Raw genomic sequence first — 20,921 nt, forward strand, 5'->3', positions numbered from 1 at the left:
GGGAGCGCGTGCTTTTGCATAAATCAGCGATTCCGGCTCAAGCTGCCGTTTTAACGAAGAATCCTCAGATAGAAGCGTCTACACAGAGTCGAGCTTATCCATAGAATACTGGAAGCCTCGTAATTGCTGGTTTAGAGGATAGCTACCTAAGAACCTCCGTTTTTATAACCTACCTTGCCAGCATCACTTTCTATGGGTTTAAGCAGGGTTTTTAGGGGTTCCCTGATGATTTTTTACACAAATACTTCCGAATTGCTTACCGAGACTGGTAACAACTACCGCCTTCCTATCAAACCTGCATACACGCTCTTCTTGATGCTGCTCAATAACTTGCTTCATCGCTACTACGGTTTCGCTACCCTCTAATTCATCATAGACTCCGGAGCCTGTGTAACTGTAATTCTCTGGGATTTGGATCAGGCCAAGACGACAAAGGTTATCCAAGTAGCTTGGAATCAGATCTGACACCTCCAAACTTGCCTCTCGCCCAAACAGAGAGACATTCTTCATAGCATCAAATCCCCCCCCATTTGCCTTTGATTCTGAACGAATAGTAATTAATGGAAACGGCACTACACGCATGAAATATGCTATTAATCTCGCTTCATCGGGAGTGAGTTGCTTGATGATTTCCACGAACGCGGGGTGAGCGCCATCGGCGGTGCTCTTATCCATCGCAGCAGCAAGGAGGTTGGCGTACATGTCTGTTAATGATTCTTCGTGTCCCGCATACCGGAGCGCTTCAATAGCGGGGCCTGCGACGTTTGGTTTGGGCGTTATGATGTCTTCAGCAGGAATATCTTTGAGGCGGTCTGCAACCTTGGTATCGATGAACGCCTGAAACTGTTCATAACCCCAGACCAAGCCGCTAACCGGTGCGAGAGCCATGTTCACAGCCTTGCAGACTGTTTCCAGTGTCTTTCCAAGCTGCTTTGCGGCTGGCTGAAGCATGTCATCGTAAATGGGGATCGCCTTCACTAATCCGGTAGCGGCTTCTATGGTGCCCTTGACGGTGTTGCTACGTTCGCCGCTCTCTTCCTCGCTCATGTACCGCTCCTAGGGTGTCGTCTTCTGTGAAATTAACGGCGAGATCAAAGCCCTTGTAGCAGCTCTGACAAGGTTATTCCCAATCCATCAGCAAGCACCTTGGCCGCATCTAGGCTGGGGTTAGCTGTGCCCGTCTCAATTCGTGACATGTACGTACGAACGAACCCGCACCGATCAGCGAAAGCTTCCTGACTGAAGCCCTGACTGGTGCGTAGTTCTCGGATTCGTTGGCCGAAGCCCTTTCTCAGATTCTGATTTGGCTGCATGCCCGAATGATGGTGGGACGTGCTCCAATCGTGAACACACCAGCTGATGACACACTAACTGATACATTGATATCCTTGTTGCCCACCAGCTTGCACCTGAAAGGGATGCCCCATGAACGAAAAACTGTTTTTACTCACCAACCAGAAGAAGACGACAAATCACATCCTGCACGTGATTCTGACGGTGCTGACAGGAGGACTATGGCTGCTGGTGTGGGGGATAACCATGCGCAGCAATGACGCCCACAACAAGAGAATCGACATGCAGATTAATCAGATCATGCTTTACAAAACACAGGGGCTGAGTGACACCGATACGTACCAGCAGATCAAAAAAGACGAACTAAACTACGACGTACTTCAAGGCCGAGTGATATTCGTGATTCTGGTTGTCGTGTTCCTCTACTTCTATCTCCGATAAGCCAGCACCTTCGAAAGGACACATGACTCGATGAAAAAACTGATTCTTTCAGCAGCCCTGCTTGCACTCAGCACCTCCAGCCTTGCAGGGGGACTATCCGAAGAAGAAAACGACATATCGAAATGCGTTGGATTCATTGCATCACAAAAGTACATAAACCCAAAGATGATGGATAACTCTAGCGATATCGCTGGAGTCAAGATGAAAGCAGTAGCTGCGAAGAACAAGTATCCAGCAACCACGCTGAGGATAATGACAGATACCTCAAGCAACACCGCCAGCATAATAGTCAACTACTTCACAACAGCCGCAAAGAACAATGACAAAGAGAAAATCAATGACATCTATCGACGTGGCATTGCCACCTGCAAGAAGTCGGGACTAACCATAAGCCAAGTAAACGATAAGTTCACTGTCACAGTGGACGATATAGATGATGCACTATAACCGCACAACTCCAAATGGAACGCTTGTAGCACAGTGGCCAGTTCAACAGATGATGTGTGTTAGCCAAGCGGAGCTTGAAGGGATAATGCCTCCTAGCTTCGCCAGTGTTCTCGCACCGAAAACTTTAGTTTTCAACAATTCATCCAAACATGAGAATCAACCCATGACCTACCGGTCAAGCAACACAACAAAACACTAAAATCAAATCAAGCTCTTGTCTTTGATCTTGACTCTATTTTTTGGTGCACGGTTCTTGTTAATCGTTTTTGCTATTCGTTCTTGTTAAATATCGTTCTTACTACAGGCTCATTCTGACCTACCCCACGAGGTTCAATGTGACCTACCGCAAGTGTCAGGATGAGCTATGACAGGTATAAGGATGAGCTACGGAGGTGTCAACCTGAGCTTCGGACTTCCCCCCACTGAGGCTCATCATCCGAATAGTCTTGTACGCTCGGATGGAAGCTCACCGGTTCAGGAGGCACGATCACTGGCTTCGTGTATGTCACCGATACAGGGAATATGATTGGTGCATATTCTGAACGCTCTTCCTGCATCTGCTGCACCAATGGCAGTGGCGAAGGCTTAGCTTTTACAACAGGCGCCAGCATCAAGTCTTGAACGATGGTGTAACTGTTGGAGTGAGCACACCCATGCATCCGACGCTGAGTCTTTTTCATGTAACCATGTTTACTCAAGAGACCAATGAATCGCTTCACCGTGCTGACACTGCAACCAGTGAACTTGGCGATTTCATCTTGGTTATCAAACCAGTCTTTGCGTTGGGCGATGAAGAAGTCGTATCGGTCTTTCATCCAGACCCAAAGAATCTTGTCTTGACCACTGAGAGCCAAGTGTTCACCAGTTGTTAAGCTAACCCATTGCGTGGCAGCCATTAAGGGGCGTGGCAGTTTGCAGAATGATTCGGTCATGCGATTGTTCTCCTGTGGTTAGTTCGATCTATAGACGTTACCTCGGGTATTGCCGGTTAGTAGATAATTGCAGACAACACTCTACCGATCATCTGGCACTGTATGAGTGCGGGACGTATTCGGCATGTTTGGCTGAGGGTGTGAACTCTACACGAGGCGCCACTTTCTGTCAATCCATCAGTTGACGTGGCGTGAACTTGTTGATCTAGAAAATGGCAATAACATCATTGGTGCCCAGTCTATTCCTCGCCCATTGCAGTGCGAATCTGTAGAAAACTGATTTCCGGTGCGGAATGCGCCCTTTGCTTGGTTCGCAGGCTCGTTAAGTCCCGTAAACACGGGATGAAACTGATGTTGGGGATTGAAGTGTGGCGAAAGTGCGTTGCGTTTTTAACTAGTTTTGGAGGGTTTTGAAGGGGTTTTCAAGACAGTCACCCCTTCGGCGAACCTACCATCCATTTCAATCTGATGTTTCGTACTGGCGTCGCAGGTCTTCATAATCCGCCTCATCCCACGTCGATTCCCCCGCCACTTCCTCAAACGGTTCCCAGTACGGGTAATCTTCCTCTGGCCCTTTCAGGATCAACATGAGCTTGTCACCCTGCATCAGCCTGTATCGGTTCTCCTTTCGATCAACGCCCGCGTAGCGATATGTAATACCGGAATCAGAGACGAGACGACCATCAGGATGAATCGTGATTTTGTAACCAACGCTACGGAGCAAAGCGGAGAGGCGCTGAGGATCGTTTCGCTCAAGCTCCCACACTCTGCCCTGTTCGATCCATCCGTTAGCTGACGGAACTACAGTGGCTTTCAGCACGGCCAATTCTCGCTCGGTGGCCTCCCGTACTTCTTGCACCTGCTGGAGCTGGGCTAACACTTCAGGAATGGCACCTACAGTCAAAATTGCAGAGGATAGCTCCTGCAACTGTTTGGAGACTTCAAGTAGTTTGGATTCAGCGGCAATGATCGCCTTTTCATTCACGCCACTATGCTCGCGGCTTGCAACCTCCAAAGCAGCGGTGACAGATGTGTATTTGTAAACCGTATCAATGATTTCTTTGGGAATCACTTTCTTGTTATCGCAACCATTCAGTTCCTGCCGCTTCCTGCACCTCATGGAAACCTGAACACCTTGGATGGTGCGCATGATGAAGTTGTGGCCACAGCATCCGCATTTCACCAACCCTACAAGAAAATGAGTGGCTGTCTTTGCTCTGGGGGCCGTCTTGCGTTTCTCGCCTTCAATCTGTGCAAGCTGATACAGCGAGATGTCTACGATTGGTTCGTATACCTGTGAGCCATTCCATCGCCCTATCGCAGCCTCATTACGAAGCCAGCCCTCCACACCTGGCCCAGACGTTTTAGCTAGTGCAGCAATACCAGACTCACGCATCCGTTTCGCAATGACTGCCTTACCAAGTCCTGATGTGTACAACTCAAAGGCTTGTTTCACCTGAGCTGCAACCTCTTGGATCACAACACCATGCGAGGTAAGCCATACGGGCGTAATACGTTTGGGCGTCTTACCCTCTGCCGCAAGCCTACGGCGAGAGTCGTAGGAGGCCGTGAGACGACGGCTCAAGTTATCGCTGTACTGGCGAGCAGCTTGGATTTTACCCAGCAGAATGTAGATGGAACCGCCATCCAAGCTCTGGCGTGTGTAGGCGACATTGTCGTCAAGGGTAATGATGGATATGCCAGCGTCCAGAATCGGTGCGATAACTCTTGTAAGCATATCCAGCGTGTCTAGGCGTCCCGCCCTGTCGATAGACTCAACCAAAACAGCATCCCCCGCCTGAATCACGCCAGCTTTTACAGCGGCTAGCAACTCAGCAAAACCACCCCCTTCTTTGATGTGATCGCCCTTCCAACCGCTCTTGCCCAAGTCTTGGAACGTCAGGTCACCCAAAGCGTAATTGGGGTGTCGATGTAACCAGCTACCGACCATTGCCTGCTGACGCTCAAGGCTTGAGCCCTTCTTTTGAATGGCACTGGAGAATCGTGCGTAGCTGAATGCTGTAGGCATGGCGCCCTCTGACCGTTACTTGAACGCCTATTGTATACATATGAAAACCTTACAAGAAACGCCTGATGCAGAAACTGAAAGCCAAGACCCTTGTAGAGTTGATCGAAATGGCCAAACGCAACGCGGTAGTGTGAGAAAACGGATGCCCACGCGCTTTAAGGATTATCTGACAATCATCACGGGAATACTCCTGTGCCTGTCAGCGCATGCAAAACCCGGCGATGTCACCGGCTTCGCCCTGCTCAGCCGTTCAGGCCCTGGCCATATGGAGGTGCGGCTCGACAAGGAGCAGAGCCGCTGGCTGCAGGACAGGCGGGGGTTGGTCCTGGGCACTTCGTCCCCGGATTATCCGCCCTTCGATATCACTGCCAGCGGGCGTGACTACGAAGGGATCACGGCGGACTACGCGGGCATTCTCTCCGGCGCCCTCGGGCTGCCCATCAAGGTACACAGCTTCGCCACCCGGGAAGCCGCCATCCAGGCTCTGGAGGACGGGCAGATCGATCTGCTGGGCAGCGCCAACGGCTTCGAAGCCGTCAACAAGAACATCTCGCTGTCGATCCCCTACGCCATCGACCAGCCGGTGCTGGTCACCCGCGAGGGTGAAACCCGCTCGCTGACCGATGGCCTGGCCGGGATGCGCCTGAGCATGGTCTATCACTACCTGCCCCTGGACGAAATAAAGGCCCAGTATCCCGAGGCGATCATCCAGTTCTATCCCTCCTACCTCAATGCCATCAACGCCGTGGCCTTCGACCAGGCCGACGTGTTCCTGGGCGACACCATCTCGACCCACTACCTGATCAACAAGGGCTACCTGCGCAATGTGAAAATGGCCAACTTCGGCAAGCATGAAGCCTACGGTTTCAGCTTTGCCGTACAGGGTGACGAGCCTTTGTTGCTGGGCATCGTCAACAACATCCTCAAGGCCATCCCGACCGGCGAGCGTGAAAGCATCGCGCAACGCTGGAGTGCCGGCAGCGATATCCTGCTGACCGATCACAAGTTGCAACTGAGCCCCCGCGAAGAGCAATGGCTCAAGGCCAATCCGCAGGTGCGCGTGGTAGTCAACGAGGCCCTGGCCCCGATCACCTTCTTCGATGCCGATGGCAATTTCCGTGGCGTGACCGCCGACCTGCTGGAACTGATCCGGCTGCGCACCGGCCTGCGCTTCGAAATCCAGAAGTCCCGCAGCCTGGACGACATGATCAGCCGGATCGACAGTGGCAAGGCCGATATCATCGCCGCCATCAGCCCGACCAACGCCCGGGAGGACCGCCTGCACTTCAGTCGGCCCTACATGGAGAACTCCTTCGTCCTGCTCACCACCAAAGGCCGGGATAGCCCCGTCAATCTCGAGCAGATGCAGAACAAGCGCCTGGCCATCACGCGCGGCAACCCCCTGATCGATTACCTGCGCCGCGAGTTCGCACAGATCCGTCTGGTGGAAACCGACGACAGCCTCAAGGCGGTCGAACTGCTTGCCCAGGGCCAGGTGGAAGGCGCGGTGGGGTCGCTGGTGATCGCCAACTACCTGATCGCCTCGCAAGTGTTCGACGACAAGCTGCAGATCAGCGCCACCATCGGTACCCAGCAAGCGGTCTTCACCCTCGCCACCGCCCGTGGCGCGACCGAACTCGGCTCGATCCTCGACAAGGCACTGCTGAGCATCGCTCCCGACGAACTGGGGATCGTCAACAGTCGCTGGCGGGGCTATACGCCAGCTTCCGACAGCTACTGGCGCAACTATCATCGGCTGATCATCCAGATCATCATCGGTGCCAGCGTGCTGTTGCTGCTGTCACTGGGCTGGAATGCCTACATGCGCCGCCAGATCAGGCAGCGCCAACTGGCGGAACGGGCCCTGAGCGACCAGTTCGAATTCATGCGCGCCCTGGTCAACGGCACCCCGCACCCGATCTACGTGCGTGACCGCCAGGGCCTGTTGCAGACCTGCAACGACAGTTATCTGGAAGCCTTTTCGGCGAAGCTGGAAGATCTGATCGGCAAAAGCGCGCTGGAGGGCGCACGCGCCCTCGGCAACGAACAGGAAGCCGGCCAGTACCAGGCCGATTACCTGCGGGTCATCGAGGAAGGCAAACCGCTGATCTGCGACCGCACGCTGCACATCGGCGGCCGCGAGCTGACGCTCTACCACTGGATACTGCCCTACCGGAACTCGCTGGGAGAGGTGCAAGGCATCATTGGCGGCTGGATCGACATCAGCGAGCGGCGCCAGTTGGTCGAGGAACTGCGCAGTGCCAAGGAACAGGCCGACGAGGCCAACCGGGCCAAGAGCACCTTCCTGGCGACCATGAGCCATGAAATCCGCACGCCGATGAACGCGGTGATCGGCATGCTGGAACTGACCCTCAAACGTGCCGACCAGGGACATCTGGATCGCCCGGCCATCGAGGTCGCCTATAACTCGGCCAGGGATCTGCTGGAACTGATCGGCGATATTCTCGATATCGCCCGTATTGAATCCGGTCGTCTGAGCCTCTCTCCCGAACGGGTCAACCTGGAGGAGCTGGTGGAGTCGGTCGTTCGCGTCTTCGATGGCCTGGCGCGCCAGAAAAGCCTGAGCCTGGTGATCGAGGCGCCAGCCCGTGAGCAACGCTGCGATGTGCTGGTCGACCCACTGCGTTTCAAACAGATTCTGTCCAACCTGATCAGCAATGCCATCAAGTTCACCGAGCGGGGCCAGGTCAGCGTCGGCCTGACCCTTCAACCCGGCGAATCGGCACGACAGGTCCAGGTACAACTGCGGGTCGAAGACACCGGCATCGGGATCAGCGAAGCCGACCAGATGCGTCTGTTCCAGCCCTTTGCCCAGGCCGACAACTCCGGGCAACTGGCCCGCAGTGGTGCCGGACTCGGTTTGGTGATCTGCCGCAGCCTCTGTGAAATGATGGGCGGAACGCTGACGCTTGCCAGCGTTCCGGGCCAGGGCACGCAGGTCAACGTTTCCCTGCGGCTGGACAGTCTGGAACCGCTACAGGGACAGGTCGAACGTGAACCGCAGATATCTCCTGCCGTGCATGAACTGAATGTTCTGGTGGTCGACGACCACCCCGCCAACCGTCTGTTGATGTGCCAGCAACTGGGCTACCTGGGCCATCGATACAGCACCGCACAGAATGGTGCCATCGGCTTGCAGATCTGGAAGAACGAGCATTTCGACCTGGTGATCGTCGATTGCAACATGCCTGTCATGAATGGTTATGAGCTGACCCGGCAGTTGCGCGAGCACGAAACACAACATGCGCTGCCGCGCTGCACGGTGTTCGGCTTTACCGCCAATGCCCAGCCGGAAGAGCGCACCCGCTGCCTTCAGGCCGGGATGGATGACTGCCTGTTCAAGCCGATCAGCCTGACCGCACTGAACAGCAAGCTCGCCGACCTGCGCGCATTGCCTTTCGAGCCGCCGTTCAGTGTCGAAGGCCTGTACGCCTTGACCGGCGGCGAACCCAAGTTGGTTCGTCGACTGATGGACGAGTTGCTCAACAGTTGCCAGGCCGACCGTCAGGAATTGCAGGCAATGCCCCTGGAACTCGGCGCCACGGCCTTCATCGATCTGGCGCACAAGATCAAGGGCGCGGCCCGCATCATCCAGGCCGCGAGACTGGTCGAGGATTGCGAGGCGCTGGAAACCGCCTGCGAGCGCAATGCCCCGGAGACTGCAGTCGAAAGTGCCCGCGCGGCGGTCATCCAGACCCTCTCGACGCTGGAGGATGCCTTGCGGCAGTACCTTGACGGACAGGAGAGAAAAAAATCCGCGAAGGATGGCTCCGCCGCCCAGACAAATCCCCCCGAAATGGAGTAAAACAGACTGGGTGGCGCCTTGTCCGTGTCCGCCCCACCTCAGGCAGGGCCATGAAGGACAATGCGACCGCCTGCCTCTTGGGCTAAGCATCGGCTGCCCCTGGACGCTGAGCAGTGCACCGCACCACCAAGGAGATAGCTGCGATGCCCAGTTCGACGCCCATGCGCAAGCGCCGGTTTCCCCTGCACATCCATATCAGCATCCTGTTCACCTGCCTGCTGCTGCTGACCGGCACCCTTCTGGGGATATTCAACTACCGGCACACCACCCGCATCATCCTCTCCAGCAGCGAAAAGCTCTTCGGCAAGATCCAGGAGGATGTTCAACAGGACCTGCAAAACACCTATCAACCCATTCGACATCTGCTGAGCCTGCTGGCCATCGATAAATGCAACTCGGCAACTACCCTGGCAGAACGCCTGGCCCTGCTCAGGCCCTTCACTCAGGCACTCAATGACAACCCCGACCTCGCCTCGCTGTACCTCGGTTATACCGACGGAGACTTCTTCATGGTCCGGCCGCTGCGCGATCCGGCCGTGCGGGCCTACGTCAAGGGGCCAGCGAATGCGGCCTTCCAGGTCTGGAGCATCGAGCGCGATGCCAGCACCGGCAGCCTGCAATCGCAATCACTGTTCTACGATGCCGACCTGACCTTGATCAGTCGCCAGGAGAATCACGAAGAGATCTACGATCCACGCACCCGCACCTGGTTCGGCACGGCCCTGGGCGACATCGGCCAGATCACCACCACGCCCTACGTGTTTTTCTCCACCCACAATGTTGGCACCACACTGGCCCGGCGCAGTTCCTCGACGGTGGTGATCGCCGCCGACCTGACCCTGGCGGACCTGTCGGCCACTCTGCGCAAGCACAAGGTCACTCCCGATACCGAGATCGTCCTGTTCGACGACCAGGGCAACGCGGTGGCCTATCCCGACTATGACAAGTTGAGCGCCTTGGGTGACGAGCGGCTGATGCCGGTCCGTGACTTGAGCCCTGCGTTGCAACAGTTCATGGACCCGGCCAATACACGCGACCATCACATGCGTACCCGGGATAGGCAATGGATCGTCGCCCGCAGCACTCTCTCCGAAGGCGGGCCGACCGGCCTGCAATTGGCCCTGCTGGTGCCAGAGGACCAGTTGCTGGCCGAGGCCTATCAGCTACGTTGGCAAGGCGCGCTGCTGACCCTGGCGACATTGCTGCTGTGCCTGCCGCTGGGCTGGCTGACCTCCAGGCTCCTGGTCAAACCCCTGAATGCGCTGGTCCGTGAGGCCGATGCGATCCGCAGCTTCAACTTCAACTACCCGGCCACGCCGAGTTCGCCCGTGCTGGAAATCGACCAGTTGACGGTGTCGATGAGTCGCATGAAGAGCACCCTCGCCAGTTTCTTCGAAATATCCGCCAGCCTCTCGGCGGAAACCCGCTTCGAACAATTACTGCAGCGGGTACTCAACGAAACGATGAAGATCGGCCAGGCCCGGGCGGGCCTGCTCTACCTGGTCAACGGCGAAAACCGGCGGCTCGAGCCGCAGGGTCTGATCATCGACGGCGTCCAGCAAAATCCGCAAGCGTTCGACATCCGCAGCGATGCCGCCACGGATAGCCGGCGAGCAAGCTGGCTGAGCCAACTCGACAGCCACGACAATACGGTCAGCACCCTGGGCTTCGAGCAGGCCGAAGACTTGCAGAAGGTGATGCTCGCCCTGGAAATGCCGAGCGTTCACCTGATCGGCATCCGCCTGCATAACCGTCACGGCGAAACCGTCGGCGTCCTGGCACTGCTGCTACCCGACAGCGGCACCGAAAACGATCTGGAAAGCCTCAAGCCGGACCGGATCGCCTTCATCAGCGCGATATCCGGTACCGCGGCGGCGTGCATCGAGAGCCAGCACCTGCAGGTCAGGCAGAAACAACTGCTCGACGCATTCATTCAACTACTGGCAGGCGCCATCGACGCCAAGAGCCCCTATACCGGCGGCCATTGCCAACGTGTCCCGGTACTGACCATGATGCTGGCCAAAGCCGCCGCCGCCAGCGAGCAGCCGGCATTCAAGGACTACGTCCCGTCGGAAGATGAGTGGGAAGCCTTGCACGTGGCCGCCTGGCTGCATGATTGCGGCAAGATCACGACGCCTGAATATGTGGTCGACAAGGCGACCAAGCTGGAGACCCTCAACGACCGCATCCATGAAATACGCACGCGCTTCGAAGTCCTCAAACGCGATGCCTGGGTCGACTATTGGCAGGCGCGCGTGCTGGAGGGCGGCGATGAACAGGCGCTCGCGGCGACGCGCGATGCCCGCCTGAATGCCCTGGACGATGACTTTGCCTTTGTCGCCCAGTGCAACCTCGGCAGTGAGGCCATGGCCGAGGCCGACCTGGAACGGCTACGCGGCATCGCCCAACGCACCTGGATACGGACCCTGGACGATCGCCTCGGCGTCTCCTGGGAGGAGAACCGACGGCAGGCGCGCACGCCCGCCCCCAACCTGCCCGTCAGCGAATACCTGCTGGCCGACAAGCCCGAGCACCTGCTCGAACGCAACGACAGCGAACAGATGCCGGCCAACAACCCCTGGGGGTTCCAACTCGACGTGCCGTTTTACAAGTTCAACCGGGGCGAGCTCTACAACCTGAGCATTACCCGGGGCACCCTGACCCACGAAGAACGCTTCATCATCAACGATCATATGGTGCAGACCATCATGATGCTCAGTCGCCTGCCCTTCCCCGGGCACCTGTCGACGGTCACGGAAATCGCGGGCGGTCATCACGAGAAAATGGACGGGACCGGCTACCCGAAACGGCTGAAACGCGAACAGATGAGCCTGCCGGCGCGCATGATGGCGATTGCCGATATCTTCGAGGCGCTGACCGCCGCCGATCGCCCCTACAAGAAAGCCAAGTCGCTGAGCGAGGCGCTGGGCATCATGGCCGCGATGTGCCGGGATGCCCACATCGACCCGCAGTTGTTCGAACTGTTCATGCAGGAGGAAATCTACCTGCAGTACGCCAACAGTTACCTGCAACCCCAGCAGATCGACGCAATCGACGTACCAGGGCTGCTGGCCAAGGCCGGGCTACAAGGCTGAACCCGCCTCAGCAATCGGTCAGGCGCAGGAAAATCGCCGCCAGTTGCTCGATGCCGGCCTGATCGGCCTCGGTGAAACGGGCCAGGCGCGGGCTGTCAAGGTCAAGTACGCCGATCAGGCGGCCGTCCTTGACCAGCGGGACCACCAGTTCACTGTTCGATGCGCTGTCACAGGCAATATGCCCGGCAAACGCATGCACATCCTCGACCCGTTGAGTCTGCAGACTGGCCGCCGCCGCCCCGCAGACCCCGCGGCCGAAGGGAATCCGCACGCAGGCGACCTGCCCCTGGAACGGTCCGAGCACCAGCTCGCCATCGCGATTGAGGTAGAAACCCGCCCAGTTCAGGTCGTCCAACTGATTGAACAGAAACGCTGAGAACTGCGCCGCGTTGGCGATGAAATCCCGCTCGTCCGCCAGCAGCGACTCCAGTTGTGCATGGAGCAATCCGTAGCCGTCCAACCCAGCTCCCGCTTTTTGCAAATCGATCATCGTGCCTGCTCCAACAACTTCAATCCAACCCAGTAACGTGCAAACTGATAGGCACAGCGACCATTGCGATTACCCCGTCCGGTGGCCCAGCGTACCGCCAGGACATCCAGCTCGGCATCGCGCTGCCATGGCAAGCCGGCCTTGCGCGCCAGCTCGCCGATCCAGTGCTCGACCACACTGAGGTAGTGCTCCTGGGTGAACGGATAGAACGACAGCCACAGCCCGAATCGATCAGACAGGGCTATCTTGTCCTCCACCGCTTCGCTGGGATGCAACTCGCCGTCCACGCGTTGCCAGTTCTCGTTGTCGCTTTCCTTCTCCGGGACCAGATGCCGCCGGTTCGACGTCGCATACAGCAGCACGTTATCCGGGGCCTGCTCCAGCGAACCATCGAGGACGCTCTTGAGCACCCGATAGTCGCCCTCGCCGGACTCGAACGAAAGGTCGTCGCAAAACAGTACGAAACGTTGCGGCAGTTTCATCAGTTGTTCCACCACCCGTGGCAGGTCCGCCAGGTGATCCCGCTCGATTTCGATCAGGCGCAGGCCGGCACCGGCATGTTCGGCCAGCAGGGCTCGTATCAGCGAAGACTTGCCGGTACCTCGCGACCCCCAGAGCAGGGCGTGGTTGGCCGGCAGGCCATCGATGAACTGCCGGGTATTGCGTGCCAGTTGCTCACGTTGCCTGTCGACGCCGATCAGGTCGGACAGACGCATGTCCAGACTGACCTCAAGCGGCAACAGAAAACCGCTGCGGCCTTCGCGCTGCCAGCGCGCCGCCAGACAACGATCCCAGTCGATCACCTGGCGGGGGGCGGGCAACAGCGGCTCCAGGCGGGAGAGGAACGCGTCGGCGCGCTCCAGAAAGGCATTCAATCGGGCATCCACGACTTTTCCTCGGGCAAGTTCACACTCATGATGTCGCGTCGGCGCCACACGGCGCCTGAAAATCAAGCAGGCTGTTTCGGCAGGCAGTTGATCAAGGCCACCGGGCTTGTCTGTCGGCGGTTCCTGAGGATCAGCTATGCTTGCCCGGCGAAGGGAAACGAACGTGGTGCATCATCCCATGGATATAAAATTCACCCAGCGCTTGTCCTACAAGCAAGCCCGGTTGACCGTGATAGTCGGGTTCATTCTGGGAACGCTGCTCAGCCTGCTGCAGATCAGTCTCGATTATGCCAGCGAAAATGCCTCCATCAATCGCGAAATCCTTTCCCTGCTGGAAATCAGCCACAACCCGGCCTCCAGAATCGCCTATAACATCGACGCCGAACTGGCTCAGGAACTGGCGCTGGGCCTGTTGCACTCACCGGCGGTGCTGCGAGCGCAATTGATCGACAACAACAACTCTGTCCTGGCCAGCGTCGAACGGCCGCGCCAGACCGGCCGCTACCGGGCGATCAGCGACATGCTGTTCGGCGCTGACCGGCAGTTCGAAGACCGGTTGTTCCTCAATCATCTGCCCAAGGACTCCCTCGGCACCCTGCAGTTGGATATCGATACCTACACCTTCGGCATCCGCTTCCTCAAGCGCGCCGAGATCACCCTGCTCAATGGACTTATCCACGGACTGATCCTGACCGGTATCCTCCTGACGCTGTTCTACATGATGCTGACCAAGCCCCTGGTCAAGGTCATCCACGCCCTCGCCAGCACCCAGCCGGGGGCGCCCAGACAGGCACGGCTGGAGTATCCGCCCGGCCATGAAAAGGACGAGATCGGCATTCTGGTCAAGGTGGCCAACCAGCAGTTCGATACCATGGCCACCGAGATCCAGCAGCGGCGCAACGCCGAAAACCGCCTGACCGACTACCTTGGGCAACTGGAAAACATCGTCTCGGCCCGCACCACCGAATTGAAGGCGATCAACGCCCGCCTGAGCCAGTCCAACCAGGAGCTGGAAATCGCCCGCAGCACCGCGCTGAACATGGCCCAGGCGCGCTCGGCGTTCCTGGCCAACATGAGCCATGAAATCCGTACACCGTTGAATGGCCTGCTCGGCATGATCGCGCTATCGCTCGACAGTTCGCTGAATGCCGAGCAACGCCAGCAGTTGTCGATTGCCCATGACTCGGGAAAGGTTCTGGTGGAACTGCTCAACGATATTCTCGACCTGTCGAAGTTCGACGCCGGGCAACTGGATCTGGAGAGGATCCCCTTCGACCTCGGTGCCCTGGTCGAGGACACTGCCAACCTGCTCTCGCAGAACGCCGCGCCAAGTGTCGAACTGGCCTGCCTGATCGAGCCGCAGTTCCCGGCCCTGGTGCTGGGTGACCCGACCCGGGTACGGCAGATCGTCAGCAACCTGCTGTCCAATGCCTTGAAGTTCACCCGTTTCGGTCGCGTCGATGTGCGCCTGACCGCACGCGATGGCGCAGTGCGGATCGAGGTCTGCGACACCGGCATCGGCATCGCCCAGGATGCCCAGGCAAAAATCTTCCAGCCGTTCACCCAGGCCGGTTCCGGCATCACCCGTCAGTATGGCGGCACCGGGCTCGGACTGGCGCTGACCTACAACCTCTGTGAAGCGATGAAGGGTCGCCTGACCCTCAATTCCGAGGTCGGCTTCGGTAGCCAGTTCTGCGCTGAACTGCCACTGCCCTGCCATACCCCGGCTGCCGCGCCGAAACCGCTCAAGGGCCGGATCATCGCCGTCAGCTCGGAGAGCAGCGGCCTGAGCGAACTGCTCGACAGCCAACTGCCGGCCTGGGGCCTGGAATACCAACGCTACGGGATCGACGACAGCCTCGCCGGCCTGCAGATCGACCTGTTGATCACCGACTGCCCGGAGTGCCTGTTCGGTCTGCGCCCGGCCATCACCGCGCCGATCCTGCTGGTCACCGCCTATGGCAGCTTCATGCCCAGCGAGGAAGCCACCGCCCTGGCACCGCTGGAGCAACAGGCGCGGCCCCTGGCGCGCAATGCGCTGTACCAGATTCTGCAACGGACCTTGCAGGTCGACGACCTCACGGAGCTGGCAGCCCGCCCCCAGGACAAAACGCCACAACGCAGGGCGCGCATCCTGCTGGTCGAGGACAACCCGGTCAACCAACTGGTCGCCAAGGGCATGCTCGGCAAGCTGGGTTGCGAGGTGACCGTCGCGGCTCATGGCGGCGAAGCGCTGAGCCAGCTGGAACAGCAGGATTTCGATCTGGTGCTGATGGATTGCAACATGCCGGTCATGGACGGTTACGAAGCCAGCCGGCAGATACGCCGCAGCGGTCGCTGGCCGAACCTGCCGATCGTTGCCCTGACCGCCAACGCCATGCCCGAGGAGCGCGAGCGCTGTCGGGCGGCGGGCATGAGCGATTACCTGGCTAAGCCCTTCCGCCGCGAAGAACTGATGGCGCTGCTCGAACTCTGGGTCGCGCCGGCTACCTGACGTAAGCCAGCAACTGATCCAGGCCGTCGCGCAACTCATCGAGCCGGGACAGATCGACCCCACTGTCGCAGAGCAGCCGGGCCTTGAGCGGCGCCACCTGCTCACGCAGGGCCAAGCCCGCCGGAGTGAGGCTCAAGTGCACGGCGCGCTCGTCATCGGAGGCACGCTGGCGCTGCACCAGGTGCACCTGTTCCAGGCGCTTGAGCAAGGGCGTCAGGGTTCCCGAATCGAGCAGCAGCCGCTCCCCCAGCGCCTTCACCGTAGGGTGTTCTGGGGCACGATCATGCCACTCCCATAACACCAGCATCGCCAGATACTGTGGATAAGTCAGCCCCAACTGGTCGAGCATCGGTTTATAGCCACGGATAACGGCCCGTGACGCGGCATAAAGCTTGAAGCACAATTGGCGGTCGAGTCGCAGCGAATCGGTGGGCAGGTCGTTCATTCGAGCAGGGCTTCAATCTCGCGGGTCAGATCTTCCGGCTTGGTCAGCGGGGCGAATCGCTTGACCAGCTTGCCGTCCTTGCCGATCAGGAACTTGGTGAAGTTCCACTTGATACGCTTGGAACCCAACAGGCCAGGGGCGTCCTTCTTGAGCTGTACGAACAGCGGGTGCGCACCGTCACCGTTGACGTCGATCTTCTTGAACAGGGGAAAGCTGACGCCGTAGTTCAATTCGCAGAACTCGGAAATCGCCCCTTCGTTACCCGGCTCCTGCTTGCCGAACTGGTTGCAGGGGAAACCCAGGACAACCAGGCCCTGATCCTTGTACTGCTGCCAGAGCTGCTCAAGCCCCTTGTATTGCGGGGTGAATCCGCATTTGCTGGCGGTATTGACCACCAACAGGGCCTTGCCGGAGAAATCGGCAAGGGTCTTTTGTTCGCCCTTGATGGTGGTGCACGGGATGTTCAGCAGGTTTGCAGTCATGACGGATCCTCCATTGAATGCCGATCAAGATAGCGAACAATTAAATTGCACACAATTCAATTGCTCAAGCTTATAGAGACTCATACCCCAGACAAATCCCCCTGGGGATAACCACAAGGCCGGCAAGCGCAACACCTGACCTGTAGGAGCCAGGCTTGCCTGCGAAGGGGACCTTCAGACCGCCAAAAGCTTCGCAGGCAAGCCTGGCTCCTACAGGTTCGGTGGGTCCCACAGCTTCGGTGCTGCACCCACAAGTCCGGTACAGCACTCGGATTCAGGCTTGAGCGCGCGGCACCAGATCCAGGCACACCGAGTTGATGCAGTAGCGCAAGCCCGTCGGCGGCGGCCCATCGGGGAAGACATGGCCCAGGTGAGCATCGCAACGCGCGCAGACCACTTCGGTCCGGATCATGCCGTGGCTGGTATCGCGGATCTCGACCATCGCCTGGCCGTCGATCGGTTCGTAGAAGCTCGGCCAGCCGCAACCGGAGTCGAACTTGGCCTTCGAGTCGAACAGTGGCTCATTGCAGCAGATGCAATGATAGACCCCATCGGTCCTGGTGCCATTGTACTTGCCCGAAAACGGCCGCTCCGTGCCTTTCAGGCGACAGACGTTGTACTGCTCCGGATCGAGCATTGCGCGCCACTCTTCCAGGGTTTTCTCCAGCTTTTCCATCGTTGTACCTCGGCGGCTGATAAAACCCCGATCTGTATCTTTTCCACGGATCGGGTGGCACGTATGATTGCGCCTCGTTGAACGCCAGTCTGGCACCCGCTTGAACCGCATTCAAATCGGATTTTCCGCAGCGGCGGCAAGGGGCCACGGGACGCGCCGCAAACACAGTATTGTCACAACGACCCCAGCGGGTCGCCTGGATCGTCCACTTTCGGGATCACATCACCATGCAGGTCAGCAAATCGAACAAGCTCGCCAACGTCTGCTATGACATTCGCGGCCCGGTGCTCAAGCACGCCAAACGCCTGGAAGAGGAAGGCCATCGCATCCTCAAGCTGAACATCGGCAACCCGGCGCCCTTTGGTTTCGAAGCGCCGGACGAAATCCTCCAGGACGTGATCCGCAACCTGCCGACCGCACAGGGCTACAGCGACTCCAAGGGGCTGTTCAGCGCCCGCAAGGCCGTGATGCAGTATTACCAGCAGAAGCAGGTCGAAGGGATCGGCATCGAGGATATCTACCTGGGCAACGGCGTCTCCGAGCTGATCGTGATGTCGATGCAGGCCCTGCTCAACAACGGCGACGAAGTGCTGGTCCCGGCACCGGATTATCCGCTGTGGACCGCCGCAGTCAGCCTGTCCGGCGGCAAGGCGGTGCACTACCTGTGCGACGAGCAGGCCAACTGGTGGCCTGATCTGGCCGACATCAAGGCCAAGATCACCCCCAACACCCGGGCCATGGTGATCATCAACCCGAACAACCCGACCGGCGCGGTGTATTCCAGGGAAGTCCTGCTGGGCATGCTCGAACTGGCCCGCCAGCACAACCTGGTGGTGTTTTCCGACGAGATCTACGACAAGATCCTCTACGACGACGCCGTGCACATCTGCACCGCCTCGCTGGCGCCGGACCTGCTGTGCCTGACCTTCAACGGTCTGTCCAAGTCCTACCGGGTCGCCGGCTTCCGCTCAGGCTGGATCGCCATCTCCGGTCCCAAGCACAATGCCCAGAGCTACATCGAGGGCATCGATATACTGGCCAACATGCGCCTGTGCGCCAACGTCCCGAGCCAGCATGCGATCCAGACCGCCCTCGGCGGCTACCAGAGCATCAACGACCTGGTGCTACCGCCCGGCCGTCTGCTGGAGCAACGCAACCGCACCTGGGAACTGCTCAACGATATCCCAGGCGTCAGTTGCGTGAAGCCCATGGGCGCGTTGTACGCCTTCCCACGGATCGACCCGAAGATCTGCCCGATCCTCAACGACGAGAAGTTTGTCCTCGACCTGCTGCTCTCGGAAAAACTGCTGGTGGTGCAAGGCACGGCCTTCAACTGGCCATGGCCGGATCACTTCCGCGTCGTCACCCTGCCGCGGGTCGATGACCTGGAGCAGGCCATCGGCCGTATCGGTCAATTCCTGAAAACCTATCGTCAGTAATATCCTACACACCACGGCGACTCCCCCCATGGAGTCGCTGTGCACCTCTCTCTCATCAGCTGTTTTTTGTATGCACTTACGTCATTCGCCGAACTGTCCCGCGCCATGCTGTCAAAGCCTCTGCAGCGCAGTTTTCGCGGACCGGGAGCGTCTGCCGGGAGAAAAAAGCCGACCTCTGCGATTCGGAAATGGCCGGCAGGATTCTACAATCGAGCTGTAGGACACAGTTTGAAATAGTCACCCGGTTGAATAGGCGTTGGCGGCACCTTATATACCCCGCATGAAGCTACATCTTTAGATGAGGAGAAACTTTCAACCATGATGCGCATCCTGCTGTTCTTGGCTACCAACCTGGCGGTCGTGCTGATTGCCAGCATCACCCTGAGCCTTTTCGGCTTCAACGGGTTCATGGCGGCCAACGGGGTTGATCTCAACCTCAATCAGCTGCTGATCTTCTGTGCGGTCTTTGGTTTTGCCGGCTCGCTGTTCTCGCTGTTCATCTCCAAGTGGATGGCGAAGATGAGCACCAGTACCCAAATCATAACCCAGCCACGCACCCGCCACGAACAGTGGCTGCTGCAAACTGTCGAGCAACTGTCTCGCGAAGCCGGGATCAAGATGCCGGAAGTCGGGATTTTCCCGGCCTACGAGGCGAACGCCTTCGCCACCGGCTGGAACAAGAACGACGCCCTCGTGGCGGTCAGCCAGGGCCTGCTGGAGCGTTTCTCGCCCGATGAAGTGAAAGCCGTACTGGCCCACGAGATCGGTCACGTGGCCAACGGCGACATGGTCACCCTGGCGCTGGTACAAGGCGTGGTGAACACCTTCGTGATGTTCTTCGCGCGCATCATCGGCAACTTCGTCGACAAGGTCATCTTCAAGAACGAGGAAGGCCAGGGTGTCGCGTACTACGTGGCAACCATCTTCGCCGAAGTGGTCCTGGGCTTCCTGGCCAGCGCCATCGTCATGTGGTTCTCGCGCAAGCGCGAATTCCGCGCCGACGAAGCCGGTGCCAGCCTGGCCGGCACCGCTGCGATGATTGGCGCACTGCAACGCCTGCGCTCCGAACAGGGCCTGCCGGTGCATATGCCCGACACCCTGAACGCGTTTGGTATCAACGGTGGCCTGAAACAGGGTCTGGCCAAGATGTTCATGAGCCACCCTCCCCTGGAAGAGCGTATCGACGCCCTGCGTCGTCGCGGCTGATCCTTGCGCCTATCGCTTCTCCAAGCGATACACCCGTTCCTCAAGGCGAGTGACCCCCGCCTTGAGGAACTTCCAGCTCTCGCCGAGCACATCCTGCTCTTCCTCCACACGCAGTGCCCACCCGGGCTCCAACAAGCTACGCACCTCGCCATCCAGCACCGCGAATGGCGGTCCGTCGAGCAGCGACTGATCGTAATCCAGAGTAATCAGCAGGCCCTGGCAGCCACCCGGTAGAATCTGCGTCAGATGGTGCGCATAACGCTCACGCATCGCTGCTGGCAAGGCGATGAGCGCCGCACGGTCATAGAGTGCCGAACAATCGGCAACGTCCTCGGCCGTCAGCGCGAAGAAATCTCCACACCAAAGCTGCAGGGGCCCGGCCTCGTAGATCCGGAAATCACCGTACTCAGACACCTGGGGCTTGAGCTGGTGTTCGAGGAAAAAGTCCTCGACCGCCCGGCTCGACAACTCGACACCCAACACCCTTAGCCCCTGTGCCGCCAGCCAGGCCAGGTCGAGACTCTTGCCACAAAGCGGCACCAGCACAAGGGCCTCAGGCCCAAGCGACAAGCTCGGCCAGTGGCGCTGCAGACAAGGATTGACCTGTTCCAGATGAAAGCCGATCTGACCTCGTTCCCAACGGGTGTGCCAAAACTCAGGCTGCATGTTTAACCTCAATAATTCGATCAGAATCCACTAAAACTTATATTAGATTTAGATCAATGATTTGAATGAAGAT

Annotated in this window: 17 protein-coding genes and 1 pseudogene; 8 read left to right on the forward strand and 10 right to left on the reverse strand. The window is 58.4% G+C overall.

Annotated elements, in window-relative coordinates:
- Positions 1 to 198: 198 nt before the first annotated feature.
- A complete protein-coding gene (locus BLU37_RS27500; protein WP_090210591.1) occupies positions 199 to 1,047 on the reverse strand; it encodes a DUF4393 domain-containing protein in 849 nt (282 codons plus the stop codon).
- Positions 1,048 to 1,091: 44 nt separating this feature from the next.
- Positions 1,092 to 1,313, reverse strand: coding sequence for a helix-turn-helix domain-containing protein (locus BLU37_RS27505; RefSeq protein WP_090210593.1), 222 nt, complete (start codon positions 1,311 to 1,313; stop codon positions 1,092 to 1,094).
- 112 nt (positions 1,314 to 1,425) lie between these two features.
- Here BLU37_RS27505 and BLU37_RS27510 point away from each other — a divergent pair, with 112 nt between their 5' ends.
- Positions 1,426 to 1,734, forward strand: coding sequence for a hypothetical protein (locus BLU37_RS27510; RefSeq protein ID WP_090210595.1), 309 nt, complete (start codon positions 1,426 to 1,428; stop codon positions 1,732 to 1,734).
- 30 nt (positions 1,735 to 1,764) lie between these two features.
- Positions 1,765 to 2,181, forward strand: a complete 417-nt coding sequence (locus BLU37_RS27515; RefSeq protein ID WP_090210597.1) for a hypothetical protein — start codon at positions 1,765 to 1,767, stop codon at positions 2,179 to 2,181.
- A gap of 395 nt (positions 2,182 to 2,576) precedes the next feature.
- On the opposite strand, the gene BLU37_RS27520 is transcribed toward BLU37_RS27515, so the two are convergent.
- Both BLU37_RS27520 and BLU37_RS27525 read right to left on the reverse strand, forming a co-directional pair.
- Positions 2,577 to 3,113 carry a DUF6945 domain-containing protein gene (locus tag BLU37_RS27520; protein ID WP_090210599.1) on the reverse strand — a complete coding sequence of 179 codons (537 nt, stop codon included), beginning with the start codon at positions 3,111 to 3,113 and terminating at the stop codon, positions 2,577 to 2,579.
- A gap of 460 nt (positions 3,114 to 3,573) precedes the next feature.
- Positions 3,574 to 5,142 carry a recombinase family protein gene (locus tag BLU37_RS27525; protein ID WP_090210601.1) on the reverse strand — a complete coding sequence of 523 codons (1,569 nt, stop codon included), beginning with the start codon at positions 5,140 to 5,142 and terminating at the stop codon, positions 3,574 to 3,576.
- 50 nt (positions 5,143 to 5,192) lie between these two features.
- On the opposite strand from BLU37_RS27525, the pseudogene BLU37_RS27530 reads away from it, so the two are divergent.
- From BLU37_RS27530 to BLU37_RS27540, 3 genes and pseudogenes are all read left to right on the forward strand, one after another.
- Positions 5,193 to 5,276, forward strand: a pseudogene (locus tag BLU37_RS27530) (DNA-binding response regulator); the annotation flags it as partial.
- 8 nt (positions 5,277 to 5,284) lie between these two features.
- The gene (locus BLU37_RS27535) at positions 5,285 to 8,968 is read left to right on the forward strand and encodes a transporter substrate-binding domain-containing protein (RefSeq protein WP_090210603.1); all 3,684 of its coding nucleotides are present in this window, start codon (positions 5,285 to 5,287) and stop codon (positions 8,966 to 8,968) included.
- A gap of 143 nt (positions 8,969 to 9,111) precedes the next feature.
- Complete coding sequence (locus tag BLU37_RS27540) at positions 9,112 to 12,063, forward strand: HD domain-containing phosphohydrolase (RefSeq protein ID WP_090210605.1); 2,952 nt, start codon at positions 9,112 to 9,114, stop codon at positions 12,061 to 12,063.
- Positions 12,064 to 12,070: 7 nt separating this feature from the next.
- Here BLU37_RS27540 and BLU37_RS27545 read toward each other — a convergent pair whose 3' ends face one another.
- Positions 12,071 to 12,553 (reverse strand): GAF domain-containing protein, encoded by a 483-nt coding sequence (locus BLU37_RS27545; RefSeq protein ID WP_010447036.1) that lies wholly within the window; start codon positions 12,551 to 12,553, stop codon positions 12,071 to 12,073.
- Positions 12,550 to 13,440, reverse strand: a complete 891-nt coding sequence (locus BLU37_RS27550) for an ATP-binding protein (RefSeq protein WP_090210607.1) — start codon at positions 13,438 to 13,440, stop codon at positions 12,550 to 12,552. Before BLU37_RS27550 ends, BLU37_RS27545 begins: the two co-directional genes overlap by 4 nt.
- 178 nt (positions 13,441 to 13,618) lie before the next feature.
- Between BLU37_RS27550 and BLU37_RS27555 the strand changes: the two genes are divergently transcribed.
- Positions 13,619 to 15,934, forward strand: a complete 2,316-nt coding sequence (locus BLU37_RS27555) for a hybrid sensor histidine kinase/response regulator (RefSeq protein WP_090210609.1) — start codon at positions 13,619 to 13,621, stop codon at positions 15,932 to 15,934.
- Here BLU37_RS27555 and BLU37_RS27560 read toward each other — a convergent pair.
- The 3 genes from BLU37_RS27560 to msrB form a co-directional block, all read right to left on the reverse strand.
- Positions 15,927 to 16,379 carry a MarR family winged helix-turn-helix transcriptional regulator gene (locus BLU37_RS27560; RefSeq protein WP_090210611.1) on the reverse strand — a complete coding sequence of 151 codons (453 nt, stop codon included), beginning with the start codon at positions 16,377 to 16,379 and terminating at the stop codon, positions 15,927 to 15,929. The two genes, BLU37_RS27555 and BLU37_RS27560, sit on opposite strands and share 8 nt — an antisense overlap.
- On the reverse strand, positions 16,376 to 16,861 hold the full coding sequence (locus tag BLU37_RS27565; protein ID WP_090210614.1) for a glutathione peroxidase: 486 nt from the start codon (positions 16,859 to 16,861) through the stop codon (positions 16,376 to 16,378). The genes BLU37_RS27560 and BLU37_RS27565 overlap by 4 nt, the downstream gene beginning before the upstream one ends.
- A gap of 274 nt (positions 16,862 to 17,135) precedes the next feature.
- Positions 17,136 to 17,537, reverse strand: coding sequence for a peptide-methionine (R)-S-oxide reductase MsrB (gene msrB / locus BLU37_RS27570; protein WP_010447047.1), 402 nt, complete (start codon positions 17,535 to 17,537; stop codon positions 17,136 to 17,138).
- Between the two features lie 227 nt (positions 17,538 to 17,764).
- Between msrB and BLU37_RS27575 the strand changes: the two genes are divergently transcribed.
- Both BLU37_RS27575 and htpX read left to right on the forward strand, forming a co-directional pair.
- Positions 17,765 to 18,976: a pyridoxal phosphate-dependent aminotransferase gene (locus BLU37_RS27575; RefSeq protein WP_010447048.1), complete on the forward strand. Its 1,212-nt coding sequence runs from the start codon at positions 17,765 to 17,767 to the stop codon at positions 18,974 to 18,976.
- Positions 18,977 to 19,294: 318 nt separating this feature from the next.
- Entirely contained in the window at positions 19,295 to 20,182 is an 888-nt protein-coding gene (gene htpX / locus BLU37_RS27580) for a protease HtpX (RefSeq protein WP_010447049.1), read from the forward strand.
- A 9-nt stretch (positions 20,183 to 20,191) separates the two neighbouring features.
- Here htpX and BLU37_RS27585 read toward each other — a convergent pair whose 3' ends face one another.
- Positions 20,192 to 20,848: a thiopurine S-methyltransferase gene (locus BLU37_RS27585; RefSeq protein ID WP_090210616.1), complete on the reverse strand. Its 657-nt coding sequence runs from the start codon at positions 20,846 to 20,848 to the stop codon at positions 20,192 to 20,194.
- Positions 20,849 to 20,921: the final 73 nt, after the last annotated feature.

This window comes from Pseudomonas asplenii (genome assembly GCF_900105475.1).
In the GTDB taxonomy this organism is placed as follows: Bacteria; Pseudomonadota; Gammaproteobacteria; order Pseudomonadales; family Pseudomonadaceae; genus Aquipseudomonas; species Aquipseudomonas asplenii.

Coding starts and splice junctions, on each gene's coding strand:
- BLU37_RS27500 (WP_090210591.1), bottom strand. CDS start 1,047: ATGAGCGAGGAAGAGAGCGGCGAACGTAGCAACACCGTCAAGGGCACC.
- BLU37_RS27505 (WP_090210593.1), bottom strand. CDS start 1,313: ATGCAGCCAAATCAGAATCTGAGAAAGGGCTTCGGCCAACGAATCCGA.
- BLU37_RS27510 (WP_090210595.1), top strand. CDS start 1,426: ATGAACGAAAAACTGTTTTTACTCACCAACCAGAAGAAGACGACAAAT.
- BLU37_RS27515 (WP_090210597.1), top strand. CDS start 1,765: ATGAAAAAACTGATTCTTTCAGCAGCCCTGCTTGCACTCAGCACCTCC.
- BLU37_RS27520 (WP_090210599.1), bottom strand. CDS start 3,113: ATGACCGAATCATTCTGCAAACTGCCACGCCCCTTAATGGCTGCCACG.
- BLU37_RS27525 (WP_090210601.1), bottom strand. CDS start 5,142: ATGCCTACAGCATTCAGCTACGCACGATTCTCCAGTGCCATTCAAAAG.
- BLU37_RS27535 (WP_090210603.1), top strand. CDS start 5,285: ATGCCCACGCGCTTTAAGGATTATCTGACAATCATCACGGGAATACTC.
- BLU37_RS27540 (WP_090210605.1), top strand. CDS start 9,112: ATGCCCAGTTCGACGCCCATGCGCAAGCGCCGGTTTCCCCTGCACATC.
- BLU37_RS27545 (WP_010447036.1), bottom strand. CDS start 12,553: ATGATCGATTTGCAAAAAGCGGGAGCTGGGTTGGACGGCTACGGATTG.
- BLU37_RS27555 (WP_090210609.1), top strand. CDS start 13,619: ATGGATATAAAATTCACCCAGCGCTTGTCCTACAAGCAAGCCCGGTTG.
- BLU37_RS27560 (WP_090210611.1), bottom strand. CDS start 16,379: ATGAACGACCTGCCCACCGATTCGCTGCGACTCGACCGCCAATTGTGC.
- BLU37_RS27565 (WP_090210614.1), bottom strand. CDS start 16,861: ATGACTGCAAACCTGCTGAACATCCCGTGCACCACCATCAAGGGCGAA.
- msrB (WP_010447047.1), bottom strand. CDS start 17,537: ATGGAAAAGCTGGAGAAAACCCTGGAAGAGTGGCGCGCAATGCTCGAT.
- BLU37_RS27575 (WP_010447048.1), top strand. CDS start 17,765: ATGCAGGTCAGCAAATCGAACAAGCTCGCCAACGTCTGCTATGACATT.
- htpX (WP_010447049.1), top strand. CDS start 19,295: ATGATGCGCATCCTGCTGTTCTTGGCTACCAACCTGGCGGTCGTGCTG.
- BLU37_RS27585 (WP_090210616.1), bottom strand. CDS start 20,848: ATGCAGCCTGAGTTTTGGCACACCCGTTGGGAACGAGGTCAGATCGGC.